The organism is Halorussus litoreus, assembly GCF_003382685.1.
Classification (GTDB): Archaea; Halobacteriota; Halobacteria; order Halobacteriales; family Haladaptataceae; genus Halorussus; species Halorussus litoreus.
The window spans coordinates 45,231-63,145 of record NZ_QLVG01000001.1 but is presented as its reverse complement, the minus strand read 5'-3'; the positions used below and the strand labels follow the sequence as shown (position 1 = coordinate 63,145).

Genomic DNA, 17,915 nt, shown 5'->3' with positions numbered 1-17,915 from the left:
TGTTAAGTATAACTAACACTATTGTAGCATTGTGTCCGAGACGGTGACGAAGACGCTGCAGGCCACGCTCACCACGCCCACTACGCGCAAAGAGCAACGCCTCCAGCGACTCTTGGACACCTACCGTGACGCACTCCACGACGCCTTCGACGCCGGGGCAAATACGATGTCTGCTGTCAATGACGTTGTGACGCCGTACGACCTGCCGTACCAAGCCAAAGACGCGCTCAAATCCTATGTCCCGAAACTCCGCAAGACGTACAACGCCGAGGAGTTAGACGACCAGCATCCGCTTCGACTCGTCAATCGGGCGGCGACGTTCGACTACTCCGCCGAGCGCGAACACGGCTTCGTCTGGCAGGTCCCGCAACCCGGACGCGGTACGAATTTCTGGATTCCGCTTCGGATTAACCCCGAGCAGGAGTCCCTGTGGTTCGACCTGCTCACTGAAGATGCGACGGCGGGCGAGCTCCGCCTCCAGCGACACCGCACGTCATGGGAATTGCACGTCACCGTCGAGTACGCGGTCGACGAACCGACCAACTCGGACGACCCGACGTACATTGGCTTCGACGTAGGCGAGAGCGCGTTAATTACGGGCTGTGCCCTCAAACGCGACGTGCCACGGAAGCCGATGCTCGTCAGCGGCAGTCGAGCTCGACACCTCCGCAAAGAGATGTTCACCACGCTTCGGCGGCTCCAGTCTCGGGACGCTGCCGAGTGGCGCATGGACGAGCGATTTGACCACTACCAGAACGCCCTGACGGATATTGTCGAGAAGGCGTCTCGGCAGGCTGTCGAGTACGCCCGTTCCTTCGAGGACCCGGTTATCGTTCTCGAAGACTTGTCGTACATCCGCGAGCGATTGGACTATGGCAAGTTCATGAACCGCCGCCTTCACGCATGGGCGTTCGCTCGGCTACAAGGTCGGATCGAGGACAAAGCGACCGAGGCAGGGATTCGAGTTGAGTACGTCAACGCGGCGTACACCTCGCAGACGTGCCATGCCTGTAAGCGTCTCGGTCGGCGGAGTCAGCAAGCGGAATTCGTTTGTCCACACGACGACTGCCACGTTTCAGAGTTCCAAGCAGATATTAACGCGGCGGCGAACATCGCCAATCGCGTCAACCCGTGGGGAGAGAGCGTCCGTTGGGAACCCGAACGCGATGACTCGCCACGGGACGGGAGCGCCTGTGACAGCGCCACAGTCCACCGAGAGACGAGTCCGAGACCCGGACAAATGACGCTCTCGACGTACTCGGACTGAAACCTGCCAGATCGGATTCCCCTCGTAGGGGCCCCTTGTTTACCGCGGGGAGGATGTCACGGAAGGTGGGTGAGTTTTGGTCGTGGAATCCGAACGGAACGACGATGAACCTTCGAGAGCACTTCGAGACCCCAGTCCCGACCATCGTCCTCGCGGAGGGCGAATTCGGCGAGACGGGCGGGAAGACGGCGAACGGCGTCGTCATGCACAGCGAGGTGTTCGACGCCCAGGCGGTCGTCGACACCGAAACCGCGGGCCGAACCCCGGCCGACGTGCTGGGCAAGCCCGACGCACCCGAAATCCCCATCGTCGAGTCGGTCGAGCGAGCGCTCGCTGAAGCACCGGACGCCCAAGCGCTCGTCATCGGCGTCGCGCCCGCCGGCGGCGACTTACCCGAGGCGTGGGTGTCGGACGTCGAGGACGCGATCCGCGCGGGCTGTGACGTCGTCTCGGGCCTCCATGTCTTCCTCTCCGAGGAGCCCCGCTGGACCGGCCTCGCCGACGAACACGGCGCGCGGCTGTTCGACGTGCGCAAGCCACCGGAGGGCGACCAGTTGCGCGTGGGCGACGGGTCGGTCGACGACGTCGACGCCGACGTGGTCCTCACGCTCGGCACCGACTGTGCGGTCGGCAAGCGAACCACCACGTTCGAGCTCTACCGGGCCGCGCGCGACGCGGGCCTCGACGCCGGCTGGGTCGCCACCGGCCAGACCGGCATCATGGTCGGCGCACACGAGGGCGTCGTCGTCGACCGCGTCCCCGCGGACTTCACCGCGGGCGTGGTCGAGGACATGGTGACCGCGGTCGGGGCCGACCACGACGTCGTCTTCGTCGAGGGCCAAGCCTCGCTGACCCATCGCGCGTACTCGGGCGTGACCCTCTCCATCCTCCACGGCGCGTGGCCGGACGCGGTCGTCCTCGCCGACGACCCCGACCGCACCGGCCGCACCCACTTCGAGTCGTTCCGCGTCGACGGCGTCGAGAAGGAAGCGCGACTCGTCGAGGATCTCTCGGACGCAGCCGTCGTCGCAATCTCGACGTGGGGCGACGCCAGGGCCGAACGCGAACGCCACGGCCTCCCCGCGGCGAACGTCTACGACGAGGAGGGACCGGCCCAACTCCTCGACGCCGTCCGAGCGGAACTCGAAAGCGACACCGTCACAACTGACGGCGGGAGCGTGACCGACGAATGAGCGAGATCACGTCACTATCGGTACGACCGCTCGACCTCCCGCTGAACGAACCGTTCGAGATCGCGCTCGGGACGCAACGCGAGGCGTCGAACCTGCTCGTGACGGTCGACACCGAGTCCGGCACGACGGGCTACGGCGAGGGGTCACCGATTCCGCCGGTGACGGGTGAGACACAAGCGGCCGCCATCGAAACGGCCCGGGCCGCCGCCGACCTCGTGGAAGGCCGCGACATCCGCGACTATCGGACGCTCGTCGACGACGTCCGGTCGGCGTTCCCCGGGATGGTGTCGGCACTCTTCGCCGTCGAGACCGCGATCCTCGACGCCTACTGCCGGGAGCGCGACCTGCCCCTCTCGGAACTGTTCGGCGGGTCGCCCGAACCGGTCGAGACGGACCTGACCATCCCCATCCTCGGACCCGACAGCGCGGCCGACCGGGCGGCCAGCGCAGCCGAGGCGGGATTCGAGCACCTGAAGATCAAGACCGGCCCCGACCCGATGGAGGACGCGGACCGCGTCACTTCGGTCGCCGACGCAGCTCCCGACGCCGCGCTGAAGGTCGACGCCAACCAGGGGTGGACGCCCAAGGAGACCGCCCGATTCGCCGACGAGGTGCGCGCTCGCGGCATCGACCTCGAACTCATCGAGCAGCCGGTCCCCGCGGCCGACGTCGCCGGACTCGCGAGCGCCCGCGAGCGCGTCGACGCCCCCATCGCGGCCGACGAGTCCGTGTTCACGCCCGAGGACGCAATCCGAATCGTTCGCGAGGAAGCCGCGGACGTTATCAACGTGAAGCTCGGGAAGTCCGGGCCGCTCGCGGCCGCCGACATCGCCGCAATCGCGCGCGGCGCGAACCTCGACCTGATGATCGGCTGTATGCTCGAGAGCGCGGTCGGCATCCACGCCAGCGCCCACGTCGTCGCCGGAACGGGCGCGTTCTCGTACGTCGACCTCGACGGGAACCGCTTGCTCGCCGAAGACGTCATCGAAACACGTGGTGGCCCGATACACGACATCTCGGGGCCGGGACACGGCGTGACGCCGACGAAATAATCACCGCGGTGCTCTCGCGCTTTACTGAGCCTGTTGTCCTGCGTGCGTGAGATGGGTGCTTCAGTGTTCCTGCCGATGTAATGGGCTCGGGTGGTAACGTCGTGGCCGTCTCGCAGTAAACGCTGGCAGTCGCGGCCTCACCGTGACGTACGTTTACTCGGTCGCGTCGAAGTTCTCCAGCACGGCGTCCGAGAGCGCGTCGCCGAACGGGAGCGAGCAGGTCAGGCCGGGCGACACCGCGTTGAGGACGTGCGTCGACGAGTCGGCGTGCTCGAACAGCGGATCCTTGATGAGGTCGCCGTCCGAACTCACCAGTTGGGCGCGAATACCCGAATAGCTCTTCCGGAAGTCCCGGGCCTCGACTCCCGGAACGAGTCGCTGGGCGGCCTCGACGAACATCTCCTTGCGGTAGGACTTGTTGAGCTCCTCCCACCCGACCCTGAGCATCTTCGGGTCGGCCATGAGCCGGCGGAACCCTGAGTACCCCAGCGTCTCGGCGAGGTCGTCCAGATCGAAGTCGGTGTTCTCGTAGGCCTCGCGGCCGAACGCCAGCACGGCGTTCGGGCCGACGATGACTTTGTCGTCGGCTCGCCGGGTGTAGTGGACGCCGAGGAACGGCAGGTCCGGGTCGGGCGTCGGGTAGATCATCGACCGGCAGACCTCGCGCTTCTCCGGGACGATCTCGTAGTACTCCCCCCGGAAGGGGACGATCTGTAGGTCCTCGCCCACGCCGAACTCGCTCGCGACGCGGTCGGCGTGCAGGCCCGCGCTGTTGACGACGTACTGGGCTCGCAGTTCGCCCGAGGAGGTCGCCAGCTGGAAGCCGTCGCCGCGCCGCCAAACGGCCTCGACGCGCGTGCCGGTGTAGAAGTCGACGCCGCGGTCCATCGCGTCGCGGGCCAGCGAGTAGACGTACTGCTGGGAGTCTATCGACGCGGCCTCTGGCGCGACCAGTGCGGCCTGTCCATCGGCGTGGTGTTCGTGCTCGGCGATGGCGTCGGCCCCCCGGATCAGCTCGGTCTCGACGCCGTTCTGGTCGGCCTGGTCCTGAAGGACTTCGAGACGCCGTTCCTCGCGGTCGGACTTGGCGACCACGACGACGCCGAACTCCTCGATGGGCACGCCCTCGTCCGCGGCGTACGCTTTCATCCGACGAGTGCCCTCGGTCGCGTACTCGGCCTTTAGCGACCCCGGCTCGTAGTTGAATCCCGGATGAAGCACGCCGGAGTTGCGCCCGCTCTGGTGGGCCGCGAGGTGGTGTTCTTTCTCGACGACGGCCACGTCGAGAGTCGACTTGCCCGCCAGCGAGCGCGCGACCGAACAGCCGATAGCTCCGCCACCAACGACGACGATGTCATGAACTGACACACCGCGGGCTATGCAGTAGACCACAATAAGTCCACACGGGAGGAACTCGCAAAAGCCGAGGTGTGGCAGTAAAGCCATACCTTTTACGTCTCTACTCCACGGTCACGCTTTTCGCGAGGTTCCGCGGTTTGTCGATGGAGCGGCCGAGTTCGTTCGCGACGTGGTAGGCGACCAACTGGAGCTGTACGTTCGCGAGCACGGGCGCGACCTGCGGGTGTGTCTCGGGGATCTCCAGCACCGCCTCGGCGTACCGGCTCGCGTCCGACGCGCCGTCGGTCACGGCCACGACCGGCGCGTCGCGGGCTTCGACCTCCTTGACGTTCCCGACCGTCTTGGTGGCCTCCTCGCCGTCGCCGGTCACCACCGCGAAGACGGGCGTTTGGTCGGTGACGAGCGCGAGCGGGCCGTGTTTCAGCTCGCCCGCGGGGAACCCTTCGGCGTGCTTGTACGTGATCTCCTTCATCTTGAGCGCGCCCTCCAGCGCGACCGGATGGTGGTGGCCTCGGCCGATGAAGAAGTAGCCCTCGCTGTCGACGAACCGCTTGGCGACCGACTCCGCGCGCGAGGCGTCGAGCAGTTCCTGAACCTGTCCCGGCAGGTCACGGAGCGCTTCGACGATCTCGCGGGAGTCGCCGCGGTCGGCGATAGTCGCGGCCAGCAGGTTGCACGCGACGACCTGTGAGGAGAACGTCTTGGTCGCGGCGACGCCGATCTCCGGGCCGGCGCGGATGAGCAGCGTCCGGTCGCACTCCCGAGTCGCGGTCGAACCGACGACGTTGGTCATCGCCAGCGTCTCGACGCCGCGGCGCTGGGCCTCCCGGAGCGCCGACAGCGTGTCGGCGGTCTCCCCGCTCTGGGTCACCCCGACCACGAGCGCGTCGTCGCCGACCGGCGCGGGCGCGGTGGCGTACTCGCTGGCGAGGAACGCCTGCGCCGGGATGCCCGCGTCGCGCAGGGTCTGAGCGCCGTACAGCGCGGCGTGATAGGAGGTCCCGCAGGCGACGAACTGGACCGAGGAAGGCGAGAGGCCCTCCAGCGAGTCGACCTGTATCGAGCCCGTGAGTTCGTCCACGCGGCCGCGCAGGCACTTGCGGAGCGCCCGGGGCTGTTCGTGAATCTCCTTGAGCATGTAGTGGTCGTAGCCGCTCTTGGCGGTCTCCTCGGCGTCCCACTCGACGCGCGAGACGGACTTGTCGAGCAGTTGCCCGTCGGCGTCGGTCACCGTCCACGCGCCCGATTCCAGCCGCGCGAAGTCGTCGTCCTCCAGATAGACGACGCGGTCGGTGTACTCCAGGAACGCGGGCACGTCGCTCGCCAGATACGCGGCGTCGTCGCCCACGCCGAGGACGAGCGGCGAGTCGTGACGCGTCGCGAGGATGGCCTCCGTGTCGGCCGTCACCGCGGCCAGCGCGTAACTGCCCTCCAGCCGCGAGACCGCCTCGCGGAACGCCGCCTCGAAGCTCGCGCCCTCGGCGAGCGCGGCCTCGATGAGGTGGGGCACGACCTCGGTGTCGGTGTCGCTCTCGAACTCGTGGCCGCGAGCGTGCAGCTCCGCTTTCAGCTCGTCGTAGTTCTCGATGATGCCGTTGTGGACCACCGCGACGTTCCCGGTACAGTCGGTGTGCGGGTGGGCGTTCGCGTCGGTCGGCGGGCCGTGCGTGCTCCAGCGCGTGTGCCCGATGCCGACCGGGCCGCGAAGCGAGTTCCCGACCGCCTGCTGGAGCCGGTCGAGTTCACCCTGTCGCTTGCAGATCTCCAGCGACCCGTTGGCGAGCGCGACGCCCGCCGAGTCGTAGCCGCGGTACTCCAGGCCCTCCAGCCCCGACAGCAGCACGTCGAGGGTGTCCTCGGCGCGCCCCGTACAGCCGATGATGCCGCACATCAGCGGCCACCTCCGGACGACGAGCCCCCGGTCGCGTTCGTCCGCCGCCTGCTACGCGTGGTCATGTCACCGGAACACCTCGGCGTACTCCGTAACGTTTTCGGAAACCGTCACGCCGGTGTGGAGGGTCGCGTTCGGGCCGACGAGGGTGCCGGGCGCGACGTTCACGCTGCCCTCGGCGGTCACGCGGTCGGCCAGCACCGCGCCGAGGCGCTGGTCGGCGAACACCCGGTCGTCGACGCGCACGTCGCCCGGCCCGCCGGGCACCGTGGAGTTCGCGCCGAGCGAGACACCCTGGCCCGTCACGCAGTCGAGCAGGGTCGCGTTCGGCCCGACCCGCGCGTCGGTGTCGAGCACCGACTCGGCGACCACCGCGTTCTCGCCCACGGTCGCGTTGCGTCCGAGCGCCGCGAACGGGCCGACGACCGCGCCCGGCCGGACCTCGGTGTCGGGGCCGACCACGACGGGACCCTGTAGCGTGGCGTCGTCGTGGACCGTCGCGCTGTCGGCGACCCACACCGACTCCTCGCGCTCGGGTTCGGTGACGCGAGCGTCGAGCAGGAGTTCGCGCGAGACGTCGAGCAGGTCCCAGGGGTAGGTGGCGTCGACCCACAGCCCCTCGGTGGTGACCCCACGGACCGCGACGTCGTTGTCGACGGTGTCGGCTTCCGCTTCGATGAGCCGGACCAGCGTGTCGGTGAGCGCGAGTTCTCCCTGCACGCGCGGCGTCTCCGCGATGGCGTCGAAGATGGTCGGGGCGAAGGCGTACACCCCGGCGTTGAGCAGCCGGTAGTCGTCGGTGTCGGGCTTCTCGACCAGTTCGGTCACGCGCTCGCCGTCCATCACGACGCCGCCGTAGTGGGAGACGTCGGCCTGCTCGGTGACCGCGAGCGTGGCGCTGGCGTCGTCGTCCTCGAACGCCGCGAGCACGTCGGCGACCATCCGGCGCTCGATGACCTGATCGCCGTTGACCACCAGAAAGCCGTCCTCGTCGTCGACCGCTTCGCGGGCCTGCAGGAGGGCGTGACCGCTCCCCAGCTGCTTGTCCTGATGGACGTAGTTGATCGGGAGGTTCCGGTAGGTCGGCCCGAAGTGGTCCTGCACCCGGTCGCGCTTGTAGCCCACGACCACGTGGAGGCGCTCGATACCGGCCGAGATGAGCGCGTCGAACACGTGTTCGAGGATGGGTCTGTCGGCGGCCGGGAGCATCGGTTTGGGGCGATTACGCGTCAGCGGCCGCAACCGGGTCCCCTCCCCGGCGGCCAGCACCACGGCGGCGCGTACTGTCATGGGTACAGCAACGACCACGGACCGTATGAACGTTGGCGTTTCTTCGGTGGCGCTTCGCGACTGCAAGCCGGTCCGCTGAACGACCAGCGGCGCTCTGTCCGCTTAGTCGACCGTTCTCAGAGCGCCAGCGCTGCGCCACCGACGGTCGCCAGCGCGCCGAGTCCGACGCAGACCCCCCAGAAGGGGACGCGCTCGACCACGCGCATCAGGGCGTCGATGGTCAGATAGCCGACGAGCGCTGCGGTCGCGAGCGCGAGCACGGCGGGCACGGGCGCGACCGCGGGCACGCCCGCGTCAAGGAGCACGAGCACGCCAGCGCCGAGCGCGGCCGGGATCGACAGCAGGAACGAGAGCCGGAACGAGGCCGGGCCGTCGTGGCCCCGGAACAGCAGCGCCGACGCCGTGGTGCCCGACCGCGAGACGCCGGGCAGGATGGCGAGGCCCTGAAGCCCGCCGACCAGCACGGCGTCGACGAAGTCCGGCGCGGCCTTCCCACCGAAGTCGAAGCCGTCGGCGACCCGCTGGAGGACACCCGTCAGCACGAGCAAGATCCCGATGAGCGCGACGAACGCGCCGCCGGTCAGCGCGGAAACGACGTGCTCCAGCGTGGCGTACGCCGCGAGGCCGACCACGCCGGAGGCCAGCGTAGCGACGCCGAGGAAGGAGAGGGTCGCGCGCTGGCCGCCGGTTCCGCTGTTCTCGACGCTGTCGGTCGCGCCCGCCGGTTCGACCGCGAACGCCGAGCCCGGCCGCCAGTCGGGGAGCGCGCCCAGCACGTCGGCGAGTTCGTGGCGGTAGTACACTGCAGCCGACACCGCGGTCCCGGCGTGGAGGAACAGCGAGAACTGCACGGCGACCTCGGGCGACTCGCCGAGCGCGGTCAGGAAGACGGTGAGGTTGCCCTCGCTGGAGATGGGCAGCCACTCGAAGACGCCCTGCACCGCGCCGGCGACGAGGGCGACGAGTACGGACCGGTCCATGCTCGGTGGGCGTCGGTGCGGAGTGAAAAGTCGGTCGGTTCGCGCGCCGAGTCAGCTGGAATATTGGCCGGTCACTCGACGAATTTGGAACTGACAGACGACGGGACTGACAGAGAGCGAACAGTATGATTTATGTCTCGCATCTCTGAAAGACCGATGTGACCCGCGTCTCGCTTCGAAAACCGCTCATTCTCCTTCTCTTAGTCTGTTTACTGCTTCCGGCAGGCCTCCTCTCGACGGGAGCGGTGGTGGGTCAGTCGACCGCCGACATCACCTTCGTCGAGGACGACGTCACGGAGTCGACGACGTGGTCGCCCGAGGACGGTCCGTATCGCATCGCCGCGGACGTCACCGTCCGGAAGGGAGCCACGCTCACCCTCGAACCCGGGACGACCGTCCAATCAGCCGAGGACATCACCATCACCGTCCGCGGGAACCTCACCGCGAACGGCACCGCGGGCCGACCGGTCACGTTCACGACCGCGCCGCAAGCGCCCGGCAGCACCGACTGGGCGTCGATCCGGTACGACGGCACGTCCCAATCCCGTCTCTCGCTGGACCACGCCACGATACGGAACGCCAGAGACGGCATCACGCTGGCGAGTAAGACCGGGACGGTCGCCGTCACGTCGTCGACGATTCGCGATATCGAGCGCAACGCCATCCGCGCCGCGGGAACCAGCGGAACGCCCGGCGTCACGGTCGCGGACTCGACGTTCTCCGAGATCGGCGACCGGGCAGTCATGATCAGTCCGGGCGACGGCGCTATCGCCGACTCGCGGATCGTCCCCAACCGGAGCGACCTCGGCGAACGGGCGTTCCACAACGCCTCCGTGACGCCCAGCGCCGATACGACGTTCCGGACGATCCGATTCGAGTATCGCACCCACGGGAGCGTCGACCCGGTCGACCTGAACTCGATTCGGCGGTTCGGAATCGACGAAGACGACGACGACGAGATCGAGCGCTTCCTCAACTCCTCGATCACCTCCATCGGCCGTCCCAGCAGCGACGTTCTCGCGATAACCCTCGACCGGGACGTGACCCTTCCAGCGGGAGAGACGCTGATCGCGAACTACACCGACGTCCTGAATCCCGAGACGTACGGGACGTATCCGGTTAAGCTACGGCTACAGCGGGACGGGGTCGACCAAATCTCGCCGACGACGCTGCCCCTCGACGTGCGCACGTCGCCGGACCGCCCCAGAGCCACCGGCGACCCCCAACCCGAGCGCGCGTCGTGGCTCCGGATCACCGACTCGACGTTCCAGTCCGTCGACGGTCAGGGGGTGTTCGTCGCCGCGAACGTCGCCGCGCACGTCGACGTCGACGGAAACACGCTCTCGGGCGTGCAGGGCAGCGGCGTGACCGTCCGGAGCGAGCGACTCAGTTCGGCCAGCGTCGACCGGAATCGCGTCTCGCGAGTCGGCGCGGGCGGTGACGGCGTCCGGCTGACGGCCCAGCGGATCACCGGCACCACGGTGAATCGGAACCGCGTCACCGACGCAAACGCCGGCATCCGCCTCACCACGAGAAACCACGGTCTCGACGAGGTCCGCGTCGCGTCGAATACGGTGACCGACAGCACGACCGGACTGGCGGTCCACGGGCGGACGGGCTACATTCGGTCCCGCATCTCGATGGCGGTCGTGAACAACGCGTTCACGAACAACGCTCGCCACGGAATCGCCGTTACCGGCCGCGACGCCCACCTCGGCCGGACCGAGGTCCGCGGCAACGAACTCACCGAAAACGGCCGTAACGGACTCCGAATCGCTGTCGAGCAGGTGACCCACTCGACGCTGACGGACAACACCGTCGCCGACAACGGGAACCACGGGCTGTCGATGCAGACCGGGTTCGTCGTCCACAACGTCTCGGTCGACGCGAATCGCGTGCTCGACAACGCGGGCGTGGGCCTCGACTTCCGCAACCGACTGACCCACGCGGGCAGCCTGACGCTGTCCGAGAACACGGTCGCCGCGAACGCGTACGGGGTCCGCGTCGTGGGCTCGCTCAACACCAGCATCGAGAACAACTCCATCGTCTACAACACGTACGGGTTCGGGTCCCCCGACGAACTTCGGGGCTACGAGCCCAACTCCGGAATCATCGTCGAGGAGGGTCCTGGGGGCGCGCTCTTCGAGGCGACGGGAATCCGCGAGGAACTCGAAGCCCTCGTCGACGAGGACGACGACGTGTACGAGTATCTGCCTCGACACTCCGACGAGCCGTACACGGTGGTCCTCCAGCGAAACGCGGCGGGGGAGATCCGGCGCGGCGACGGCAGCGCGTTCTCGGTGGCGTCGGTCTCGACGGACATCCCGACCGGTATCGCCCTCCAGAAGGGCGACGAGCGACGCCCGGCCGTGAACGTCACCGGGAACAACGTGTACGGACACGACCGCGGACTGGTCGTGAACGTCGACACGCTCGTGGACGCCAACACGACCACGCGACTGCTGCTCGACGCGACCCGGACCGTCCGCGCCGAACGCAACTACTGGGGCGCACCCGACGGCCCGACCCACGACTCCATCCATCCCGAGGGGAACGGCGACCGCGTCGTGACCGATAACGGCTGGGTCGACTTCATCCCGCCCGCCGAGTCGGCCTTCGAACCGGCATATCAGCGACCGCTGGCCAACCTCACGATTCCGTCCAACCCGGTTCGACCGGGCGAGACCGTCGTCGTCTCGGGTCGGGATTCGACCGCTGGCAACCGGTCCATCGCGACCTACAGGTTCCGGATCGACGGGTCGACTCGAACGACCGCCGACGGCGAGGTCGCCGTCTCGTTCGACGAGCCCGGAAACTACAGCGTCTCGCTCGCCGTCGAGGACGACGTGGGCATCGAGAGCGACGCAGACGCCCGGCGGACGATCAACGTCCGCGAACCCCCGGAGACGACGACCGTGGACGAATCCCCAGAGACGACCACCCCCGACACTCCGGCGACGACCAGCGAGCCGACGCCGACCACGGCCGAGACGACGGCCCAACCGACCACTCCCGCCCCGCCCGAGGAGTCGAGCCTGTTCCGACCGCTGTTCACGACCGTCGGGGGCCTGCTCGGGCTCGTCTTCTACGGGCTGGGGCTCGCGCTGGGAGCGTACGGAACCCTCCAGACGATGTTCGCGAGTTCGATCACCGTGAGTGGTCGGACCATCAACGGGCTCGCCGGTGCCGGCGTGCTCACGTGGGTCGGGTTCGGGATGTTCGGCACCGACGGCCTCCTCTCGGTCGGACTCGGCGGCATCGTCCTCTGGGTCGGGCTCGTGGTCGTCCTCTGGCTCGTCACCCGCGTTATGGACTGATCGCGTCGCTTTTCGATTATCGGCCCGAAGAAACCGCAAGCCGGCCGCAACTCCAATCCCGGCCGCAACTCCAATCCCGGCCGCAACTCAACCCCACTCGCACTGCTACCGCTACCGCGACCGCTGCTATCGTTGAACAAATGAGAACGGCGAGCGCAGCCGCAACTGCGACCGCACCCGCAACCGCGACCACAGCCGCAACTGCGACCGCGACCGCACGGAACCCGTCACGAACCGCGGACGAGGGTGACTGCGTCCGCACGAGTGCCGTAGGTATTTGAGCCGCGGCGGCCAACGTCCGGGCATGGAGCAGATAACGCTGTCCGTACCCGACCCCATCGTGGAGTCGCTACCGGCCGACGGCGAGGACGCCGCCCGCGACATGCGGGAGGCCGTCGACGGCTGGGAGCGACGGCTCAACCGCGCCATCGAGGACGCCGAGAGCGACGACGACGCCGCGGGCGCGGTGGTCGACGTGCTCGAACGGTTCGAGGAGCGGTGGGAGCAGTACGACGACTTCGTGGCCGAACTCCGCGCGTGGGGCCAGTCGCCCATCTACGCGATGGCGTGGCGCGACCTGATGGCGTCGCTGCTTCGCCAGCTGTACGACCACGAGGACCTCTCGGAACGCATCGACCGCGAGCGCCACGCCCGCATGGTCAGCGACGGCATCCGGCCGGGGCGATAGGATGGAACTCGAACTGCGCTTCTTCGCCAACTTCCGCGAGGCGGTCGGCCAGAAGACGCTCGAACGCGAGTACCCCGAAGGGACCGCGGTCGGCGAGGTGCTCGGCGACCTCGCCGAGGAGTTCGACATGAACCTGTTCGAGGACGGCGAACTCCGCCAACAGCTCTCGATCATGAAGAACGGCAAGGACGTGGTCCACCTCGACGGGGTCGACACCCCGCTGGCCGACGGCGACGTGCTGAGCGTCTTCCCTCCGGTCGCCGGCGGGAGTCCACCTCGGGATGGAAGTCTCCCGTCGCAAGCGACAGGTGAGTAGATGCGCGTCGAGAAGTCCTACCGGGGCATCACCGAGCGACTGGCACGCCACTACCTCTCGAACCTCGGCGGCGAGATCCAGCCCGGCGACGCGGGCGAGGCGACCCCCGAGGAGGGCGGCGACGTGGTCGGCGACGGCTGGCGCGCCGCCATCTCCTCGGGGACGGTCGCCATCGGTCCGTCGGTGACGCTCACCGAGGTCACTGTAGTTTTCGAGGGCGACGAGGACGCGCTCGACGACCTCGTCGCGGACTTCTCGCGCAAAGCGATGCGAGCCGGCGGATGAGCTCTCTCGGACCGACTCCGAGGACGCGACCATGACCGAGAACAACCCCATCGAAGGGCAGGTGCTCGTGCTCACGGCCGCGAAGGCCAGCGTGGGCGGTCGGCGCGTGCCCGATCTCGTGGCCGAGGCCCGCCGCGAACTCGAACCGCGGACCGAGGAGTTCCGCAGGCTGTACGAGTGCGTGCACGAGGACGAGGTGCGCGCGGTCTTCCTCGTTCCCGAGGGGTTCTGGTCCGAGGTAGCCGACGACCTCGGGTGGACCGACCGCGAGCGCGACGCGGTGGCCCGCGCGCACGACGAGCAACTCCTCCGGATCGGCAGGCGCGAGGACCGCGAGGCGGAGTTCGAGGCCGCGCTGGAGGTGCGCGACGCGGTCGTCGTGGGCGCGTCAGAGCGGTGAACGGCTGGGTAGCGTCGGTCTTCTTGCTCGCCGACCAGGGCGGCACGGCCTAGTTACGCAGGACCGGCAGACGGCCGGAGAACGAACCGCACGTCGCTGGGGCAGACTCAGCGTCTACCCGGTGAAACGACGAACCGCTGGGTCGCGAGCGGTCCGCTATCCTGGGATTGAAGTCCCTCGTCGTCGAAATGTGGGGTGAAATGTCCCTGAAACGATCCCCTGTCGTTCTCGGCGTGGTCGTGCTCCTCCTCACCGCATCCCTGGCCGGATGTATGGGAGCCCAGGAGGCGTCGCCGACCCAGGAGACGACCACGTCACCGCCAACGACGACCTCGGACGCACAGCCGTCCGAGAGCACCATCGAACAGCACGCGCTCGGAAACGAGACGACGATAGAGAGCATCACCGGCACGGTCACGATCACGACCGACGCTGGAAACGAGACGCAGACGATGCGCGCGAACGTCTGGCAGGAGCCACCGAACAACGTGCGGTACGAGTACGTGTCCGGTCCGACTGAGGGAACGACCCTCGTGGCGAACGAATCGACGTTCTGGATGTACAACGAAACCACGAACACTGCACGCCAGATGCAGTACGACACCGGGGTCGTCCAGAATCTGACGCGAGCGTTCCAGAACCTCTCGTCGCAGTTCACCGCCGACTATCAGGGCGAAGCGACGGTCTCGGGCCAGCCGACGTACGTCGTCTCGATCCAGTCGCCGAACGAAACGCTCGGTGGCGTCCACGCCAACCAGACAGTCTGGCTCGATCAGGACAACTGGTTCCCCGTCCGGACGCAGGTGACGACCACGGTCGGCAACCAGACGTCGACATCGACCATCACCTACTCGGATATCACGTACAACGCTTCGATTCCGGCCGACCGGTTCACCTTCGAGCCACCGGCGAACGCGACGGTCGAGAACGTAACGCTGCCGGAGACGACGACGTTCTCGTCGGTCGACGCGGCGGAGAGCGCGGTGAACTTCTCGATCCGCGAACCGACCTCGCTGCCCGGCGACCTCCGACTGACGAACGTCACCACCACGCGCTCCGGGGACACGACCTCCGTGTCGCTGAGGTACGCGAACGAGTCGACGACGCTACGATTCAGCCAATCTACGGCCACTCGGTCGGCGACACAGGGAGAGAACGTGTCCGTAGCGGGCCACGAAGGAACGTACCTGGAGGTCAGCGACCAGGGCATACTGCGGTGGCAGAGTGATGGCTTCACGTTCTCGGTGAGCGGGCCGTTCTCGCAGTCGACGCTCGTCGAGATCGCAGAATCGATTTCCAACTAATCCTCACTCGTCTCAGTGCAGGTTCGACATCCTCCCCGCCTGGCGGGCGAGGATTCCCGCGTTGGGATATCGTGGTTTACGACGTGGTCTTGAGGTGCGACTGTCCCAGTTTTCCTGTCGAACGAGAAGTCTAACCGGTAAAGACCACGGTCGAAGCGGCGCTGTACTCGCCGTATACCCGAAGGTCGCGTAACGAGACCGTGCCACGCGGACCGACGTGTCGCTAGTCCGTCGAGGCCGGCGCCTCCGAGGCGTCGGCGGCCCCGGACGAGTCGGACGCGTCGGTCCGGCCCGCGTCCATCGCCTCGAAGCCGCGTTCGAGGTCCGCGAGCAGGTCCTTCGGATGTTCGACGCCGACCGAGGCCCGCAGGAGAGTGTCCGTGATCCCGAGTTCCGCGCGCTCCTCGGCCGGCAGCGGCGAATGGGTCATGCTCGCGGGATGCTCGATCAGGCTCTCGACGCCGCCGAGGCTGACCGCGAGGGTGAACTCCTCCAGCGCGGCGACGAACCGTTCCACGTCCGCGAGGTCGCCGTCGATTTCGAACGAGAGGACGCCCCCGTGGCCGTCGGTCTGCTCGACGGCGAGGTCGTGCTGAGGGTGGCTGTCGAGGCCCGGGTAGTGAACCGATGCGACGCTGTCGTGCGATTCGAGATAGGTCGCGACCTCCGCGGCGTTGGTCTCGTGTTGGCGCATACGGAGCGGCAGGGTCTTCAGCCCGCGCAGGACCATGTAGGCGTCGAACGGCGCCATCACGTTACCCATCCCGACCTGCTGGAGGAAGCCGATCTCGCCGGCGAACTCGTCGTCATCGGTGACTGCGACGCCGCCGAGCGAGTCGCTGTGGCCGTTGATGTACTTCGTGGTGCTGTGGACGACCACGTCGGCTCCGAGTTCGAGCGGGCGCTGGAAGTACGGCCCGAGGAAGGTGTTGTCCACGCCGAGCAGTGCGTCGTGGTCGTCCGCGACGGCGGCCATCGCCTCGACGTCACAGAGCCGGAGTAGGGGGTTGGTCGGCGTCTCCATCCAGAGCAGGGCGGTCTCGTCGGTGGTCGCGGCCCGGACCGCTTCGGGATCGGTCGCGTCAACGAACTCCACCGCGACGTTCAGTTTGTCGCGGAACAGTTCCTTCAGCATCGTGTTCGTTCCGCCGTAGAGGTCCTCGAACGCGACGACGTGGTCGCCCGGTTCGACCGCCGCCATCACGGTCGAGACGATAGCGCTCGTCCCCGAGGCGAACGCCATGGCGTGGTCGCCGCCTTCGAGCGCGGCGATGCGCTTCTCGACCGCGTGGCGGGTCGGGTTCGACAGCCGGGTGTACAGGAACTCGTCCGAATCGGGGTCGAGGTCTTCGAGCGCGACGTCCATGTCGATGCCGTCGACCGCGTAGGTCGAGGCGAGATGGATGGGCGAGGTCACGTCGCCCATCCCCGTCGAGAGGTCCGGCTCCTCCCCGTGGGTCACGGTGAGGGTTTCGAAGCGTCTGTCGTCGTCCCGAGTCGGTTTTTCAGAGGACATACACAACTATTGTGTCTCCGACGTTCGGCCATTTGATTCCTTCGACTGTATAATGCGCCGAAAGAATGGATGCCCGCGAATCATTACCGAGACGAATGCCAGGTGGAATTGCTGCCCCGAGTGTAGAAATTTCATGGCCGTGCAAGACTGGATAGAATCGGCTCGCGGTCGCGCGCTAGCGCCGCAACCGCGTACGCGTCCGAGGAAGCGTGTTCGCACGCTGCCCGCCTGCGGCGGCACCCTCGCGTCGGTAGGCTCAGCGCGCCTTCGCGTACACGTTCTCGGTCCGGGTCGCCCCGTCGAGTTGCGTCTCGGCTTCGCCGGTCTTCTCGAAGCCCTGGTCGGCGTAGAAGGCGTTGCCCATCTCGTTGTCGGCCAGCACCATCGCCTGCGTGCGCTCGGCTCCCATCTCCCGGAGTCGCTCCTCCATCGTCTCCAGCAGGTTGGTTCCGATGCCCTCGTCCCATCGGTCGGGGTGGACGTACAGCCGGAGCACGTCGCCATTCCCATTGTCCGTCGCGCCGTGCGCGAACCCCACGATGTCGCCGTCCTCGTCAGTCGCGACCAGACACACCTGCTCGTCGTCGCCGATGATCCGGTCCATCGTCTCGTCGGCGTACCACTCCGAGACCGCGTCCTCGATGACCGATTCGGGGACGGTGTCGGCGTACGCTTCGGTCCACGCTTTCCGGGAGACCTCGCGGACGGTCGCTACGTCGTCGGTCGTGGCGGTGCGGATGTCCATGGTAGGTACTCGCTCGCAACGTAGATAGCGTTAGCGTCGAGTTGCAGCCGCCAACCTCACTGAGGGATGACCGCTCGCACTATCAAGCAAATCGGGAAGCTCTCAGAACCGTTTTCGTCCGAACGTTTTTATGTCATACCGGGCCAATAATCGGGTATGGCCGCCGATTCGGAACGCGACGTGGAAGAAGTCGAACTCGCTGACGGTGACACCTTGCGTGATCGTCTCGACGAGATCGAGTTCGACGACGAGAAAGCTCACTCCGTCGCTGAGATGCGCGAGAAACTGAATTTGGAGGACTGAGCAGGCGCT

16 protein-coding genes are annotated in these 17,915 nt (G+C 67.4%); 10 read left to right on the top strand and 6 right to left on the bottom strand.

Going from position 1 to position 17,915, the window contains the following annotated elements; all coding sequences use genetic code 11:
- Positions 1–31: 31 nt before the first annotated feature.
- The 3 genes from DPQ64_RS09175 (at position 32) to DPQ64_RS09165 (ending at position 3,512) form a co-directional block, all read left to right on the top strand.
- Positions 32–1,267 (top strand): RNA-guided endonuclease TnpB family protein, encoded by a 1,236-nt coding sequence (locus DPQ64_RS09175; protein ID WP_115864056.1) that lies wholly within the window; start codon positions 32–34, stop codon positions 1,265–1,267.
- 104 nt (positions 1,268–1,371) lie between these two features.
- A complete protein-coding gene (locus DPQ64_RS09170) occupies positions 1,372–2,460 on the top strand; it encodes a DUF1611 domain-containing protein (protein ID WP_115864055.1) in 1,089 nt (362 codons plus the stop codon).
- Positions 2,457–3,512 carry a dipeptide epimerase gene (locus DPQ64_RS09165; protein WP_115864054.1) on the top strand — a complete coding sequence of 352 codons (1,056 nt, stop codon included), beginning with the start codon at positions 2,457–2,459 and terminating at the stop codon, positions 3,510–3,512. Before DPQ64_RS09170 ends, DPQ64_RS09165 begins: the two co-directional genes overlap by 4 nt.
- Positions 3,513–3,665: 153 nt before the next feature.
- Here the strand turns inward: DPQ64_RS09165 and lhgO are convergent, their stop codons facing one another.
- The 4 genes from lhgO to DPQ64_RS09145 all read right to left on the bottom strand — a co-directional run bounded on the left by lhgO (position 3,666) and on the right by DPQ64_RS09145 (position 9,032).
- The gene (gene lhgO / locus DPQ64_RS09160) at positions 3,666–4,880 is read right to left on the bottom strand and encodes an L-2-hydroxyglutarate oxidase (RefSeq protein ID WP_115864053.1); all 1,215 of its coding nucleotides are present in this window, start codon (positions 4,878–4,880) and stop codon (positions 3,666–3,668) included.
- A 91-nt stretch (positions 4,881–4,971) separates the two neighbouring features.
- Complete coding sequence (glmS, locus tag DPQ64_RS09155; protein ID WP_115864052.1) at positions 4,972–6,762, bottom strand: glutamine--fructose-6-phosphate transaminase (isomerizing); 1,791 nt, start codon at positions 6,760–6,762, stop codon at positions 4,972–4,974.
- Positions 6,763–6,828: 66 nt separating this feature from the next.
- The gene (locus DPQ64_RS09150) at positions 6,829–8,052 is read right to left on the bottom strand and encodes a sugar phosphate nucleotidyltransferase (RefSeq protein ID WP_115864051.1); all 1,224 of its coding nucleotides are present in this window, start codon (positions 8,050–8,052) and stop codon (positions 6,829–6,831) included.
- A gap of 116 nt (positions 8,053–8,168) precedes the next feature.
- The gene (locus DPQ64_RS09145) at positions 8,169–9,032 is read right to left on the bottom strand and encodes an undecaprenyl-diphosphate phosphatase (RefSeq protein ID WP_115864050.1); all 864 of its coding nucleotides are present in this window, start codon (positions 9,030–9,032) and stop codon (positions 8,169–8,171) included.
- 248 nt (positions 9,033–9,280) lie between these two features.
- On the opposite strand from DPQ64_RS09145, the gene DPQ64_RS09140 reads away from it, so the two are divergent.
- The 6 genes from DPQ64_RS09140 to DPQ64_RS09110 all read left to right on the top strand — a co-directional run bounded on the left by DPQ64_RS09140 (position 9,281) and on the right by DPQ64_RS09110 (position 15,342).
- Positions 9,281–12,349, top strand: coding sequence for a right-handed parallel beta-helix repeat-containing protein (locus DPQ64_RS09140; RefSeq protein ID WP_157971649.1), 3,069 nt, complete (start codon positions 9,281–9,283; stop codon positions 12,347–12,349).
- A 304-nt stretch (positions 12,350–12,653) separates the two neighbouring features.
- Positions 12,654–13,037 carry a hypothetical protein gene (locus DPQ64_RS09130; RefSeq protein ID WP_115864047.1) on the top strand — a complete coding sequence of 128 codons (384 nt, stop codon included), beginning with the start codon at positions 12,654–12,656 and terminating at the stop codon, positions 13,035–13,037.
- 1 nt (position 13,038) lies between these two features.
- Positions 13,039–13,353, top strand: a complete 315-nt coding sequence (locus DPQ64_RS09125; protein ID WP_115864046.1) for a ubiquitin-like small modifier protein 1 — start codon at positions 13,039–13,041, stop codon at positions 13,351–13,353.
- Positions 13,354–13,638 carry a hypothetical protein gene (locus tag DPQ64_RS09120; protein ID WP_115864045.1) on the top strand — a complete coding sequence of 95 codons (285 nt, stop codon included), beginning with the start codon at positions 13,354–13,356 and terminating at the stop codon, positions 13,636–13,638. It begins immediately after the preceding gene.
- 31 nt (positions 13,639–13,669) lie between these two features.
- On the top strand, positions 13,670–14,038 hold the full coding sequence (locus tag DPQ64_RS09115) for a hypothetical protein (RefSeq protein ID WP_115864044.1): 369 nt from the start codon (positions 13,670–13,672) through the stop codon (positions 14,036–14,038).
- A gap of 200 nt (positions 14,039–14,238) precedes the next feature.
- Positions 14,239–15,342 carry a DUF4367 domain-containing protein gene (locus DPQ64_RS09110; RefSeq protein WP_115864145.1) on the top strand — a complete coding sequence of 368 codons (1,104 nt, stop codon included), beginning with the start codon at positions 14,239–14,241 and terminating at the stop codon, positions 15,340–15,342.
- 223 nt (positions 15,343–15,565) lie between these two features.
- Here the strand turns inward: DPQ64_RS09110 and DPQ64_RS09105 are convergent, their stop codons facing one another.
- Together DPQ64_RS09105 and DPQ64_RS09100 are read right to left on the bottom strand one after the other, a co-directional pair.
- Positions 15,566–16,858 (bottom strand): trans-sulfuration enzyme family protein, encoded by a 1,293-nt coding sequence (locus DPQ64_RS09105; protein WP_115864043.1) that lies wholly within the window; start codon positions 16,856–16,858, stop codon positions 15,566–15,568.
- Between the two features lie 256 nt (positions 16,859–17,114).
- Positions 17,115–17,603 (bottom strand): GNAT family N-acetyltransferase, encoded by a 489-nt coding sequence (locus DPQ64_RS09100; RefSeq protein WP_115864042.1) that lies wholly within the window; start codon positions 17,601–17,603, stop codon positions 17,115–17,117.
- 156 nt (positions 17,604–17,759) lie between these two features.
- Here DPQ64_RS09100 and DPQ64_RS18740 point away from each other — a divergent pair, with 156 nt between their 5' ends.
- Entirely contained in the window at positions 17,760–17,906 is a 147-nt protein-coding gene (locus DPQ64_RS18740) for a hypothetical protein (protein ID WP_157971648.1), read from the top strand.
- Positions 17,907–17,915 lie beyond the last annotated feature (9 nt).

Excerpts from the sequence above, each read along its gene's own strand:
- DPQ64_RS18740 (WP_157971648.1), top strand. The coding sequence starts at position 17,760 with ATGGCCGCCGATTCGGAACGCGACGTGGAAGAAGTCGAACTCGCTGAC.
- DPQ64_RS09110 (WP_115864145.1), top strand. The coding sequence starts at position 14,239 with ATGTCCCTGAAACGATCCCCTGTCGTTCTCGGCGTGGTCGTGCTCCTC.
- DPQ64_RS09150 (WP_115864051.1), bottom strand. The coding sequence starts at position 8,052 with ATGACAGTACGCGCCGCCGTGGTGCTGGCCGCCGGGGAGGGGACCCGG.
- DPQ64_RS09105 (WP_115864043.1), bottom strand. The coding sequence starts at position 16,858 with ATGTCCTCTGAAAAACCGACTCGGGACGACGACAGACGCTTCGAAACC.
- DPQ64_RS09145 (WP_115864050.1), bottom strand. The coding sequence starts at position 9,032 with ATGGACCGGTCCGTACTCGTCGCCCTCGTCGCCGGCGCGGTGCAGGGC.
- DPQ64_RS09125 (WP_115864046.1), top strand. The coding sequence starts at position 13,039 with ATGGAACTCGAACTGCGCTTCTTCGCCAACTTCCGCGAGGCGGTCGGC.
- DPQ64_RS09170 (WP_115864055.1), top strand. The coding sequence starts at position 1,372 with ATGAACCTTCGAGAGCACTTCGAGACCCCAGTCCCGACCATCGTCCTC.
- DPQ64_RS09120 (WP_115864045.1), top strand. The coding sequence starts at position 13,354 with ATGCGCGTCGAGAAGTCCTACCGGGGCATCACCGAGCGACTGGCACGC.
- DPQ64_RS09115 (WP_115864044.1), top strand. The coding sequence starts at position 13,670 with ATGACCGAGAACAACCCCATCGAAGGGCAGGTGCTCGTGCTCACGGCC.
- DPQ64_RS09130 (WP_115864047.1), top strand. The coding sequence starts at position 12,654 with ATGGAGCAGATAACGCTGTCCGTACCCGACCCCATCGTGGAGTCGCTA.
- DPQ64_RS09165 (WP_115864054.1), top strand. The coding sequence starts at position 2,457 with ATGAGCGAGATCACGTCACTATCGGTACGACCGCTCGACCTCCCGCTG.
- glmS (WP_115864052.1), bottom strand. The coding sequence starts at position 6,762 with ATGTGCGGCATCATCGGCTGTACGGGGCGCGCCGAGGACACCCTCGAC.
- DPQ64_RS09100 (WP_115864042.1), bottom strand. The coding sequence starts at position 17,603 with ATGGACATCCGCACCGCCACGACCGACGACGTAGCGACCGTCCGCGAG.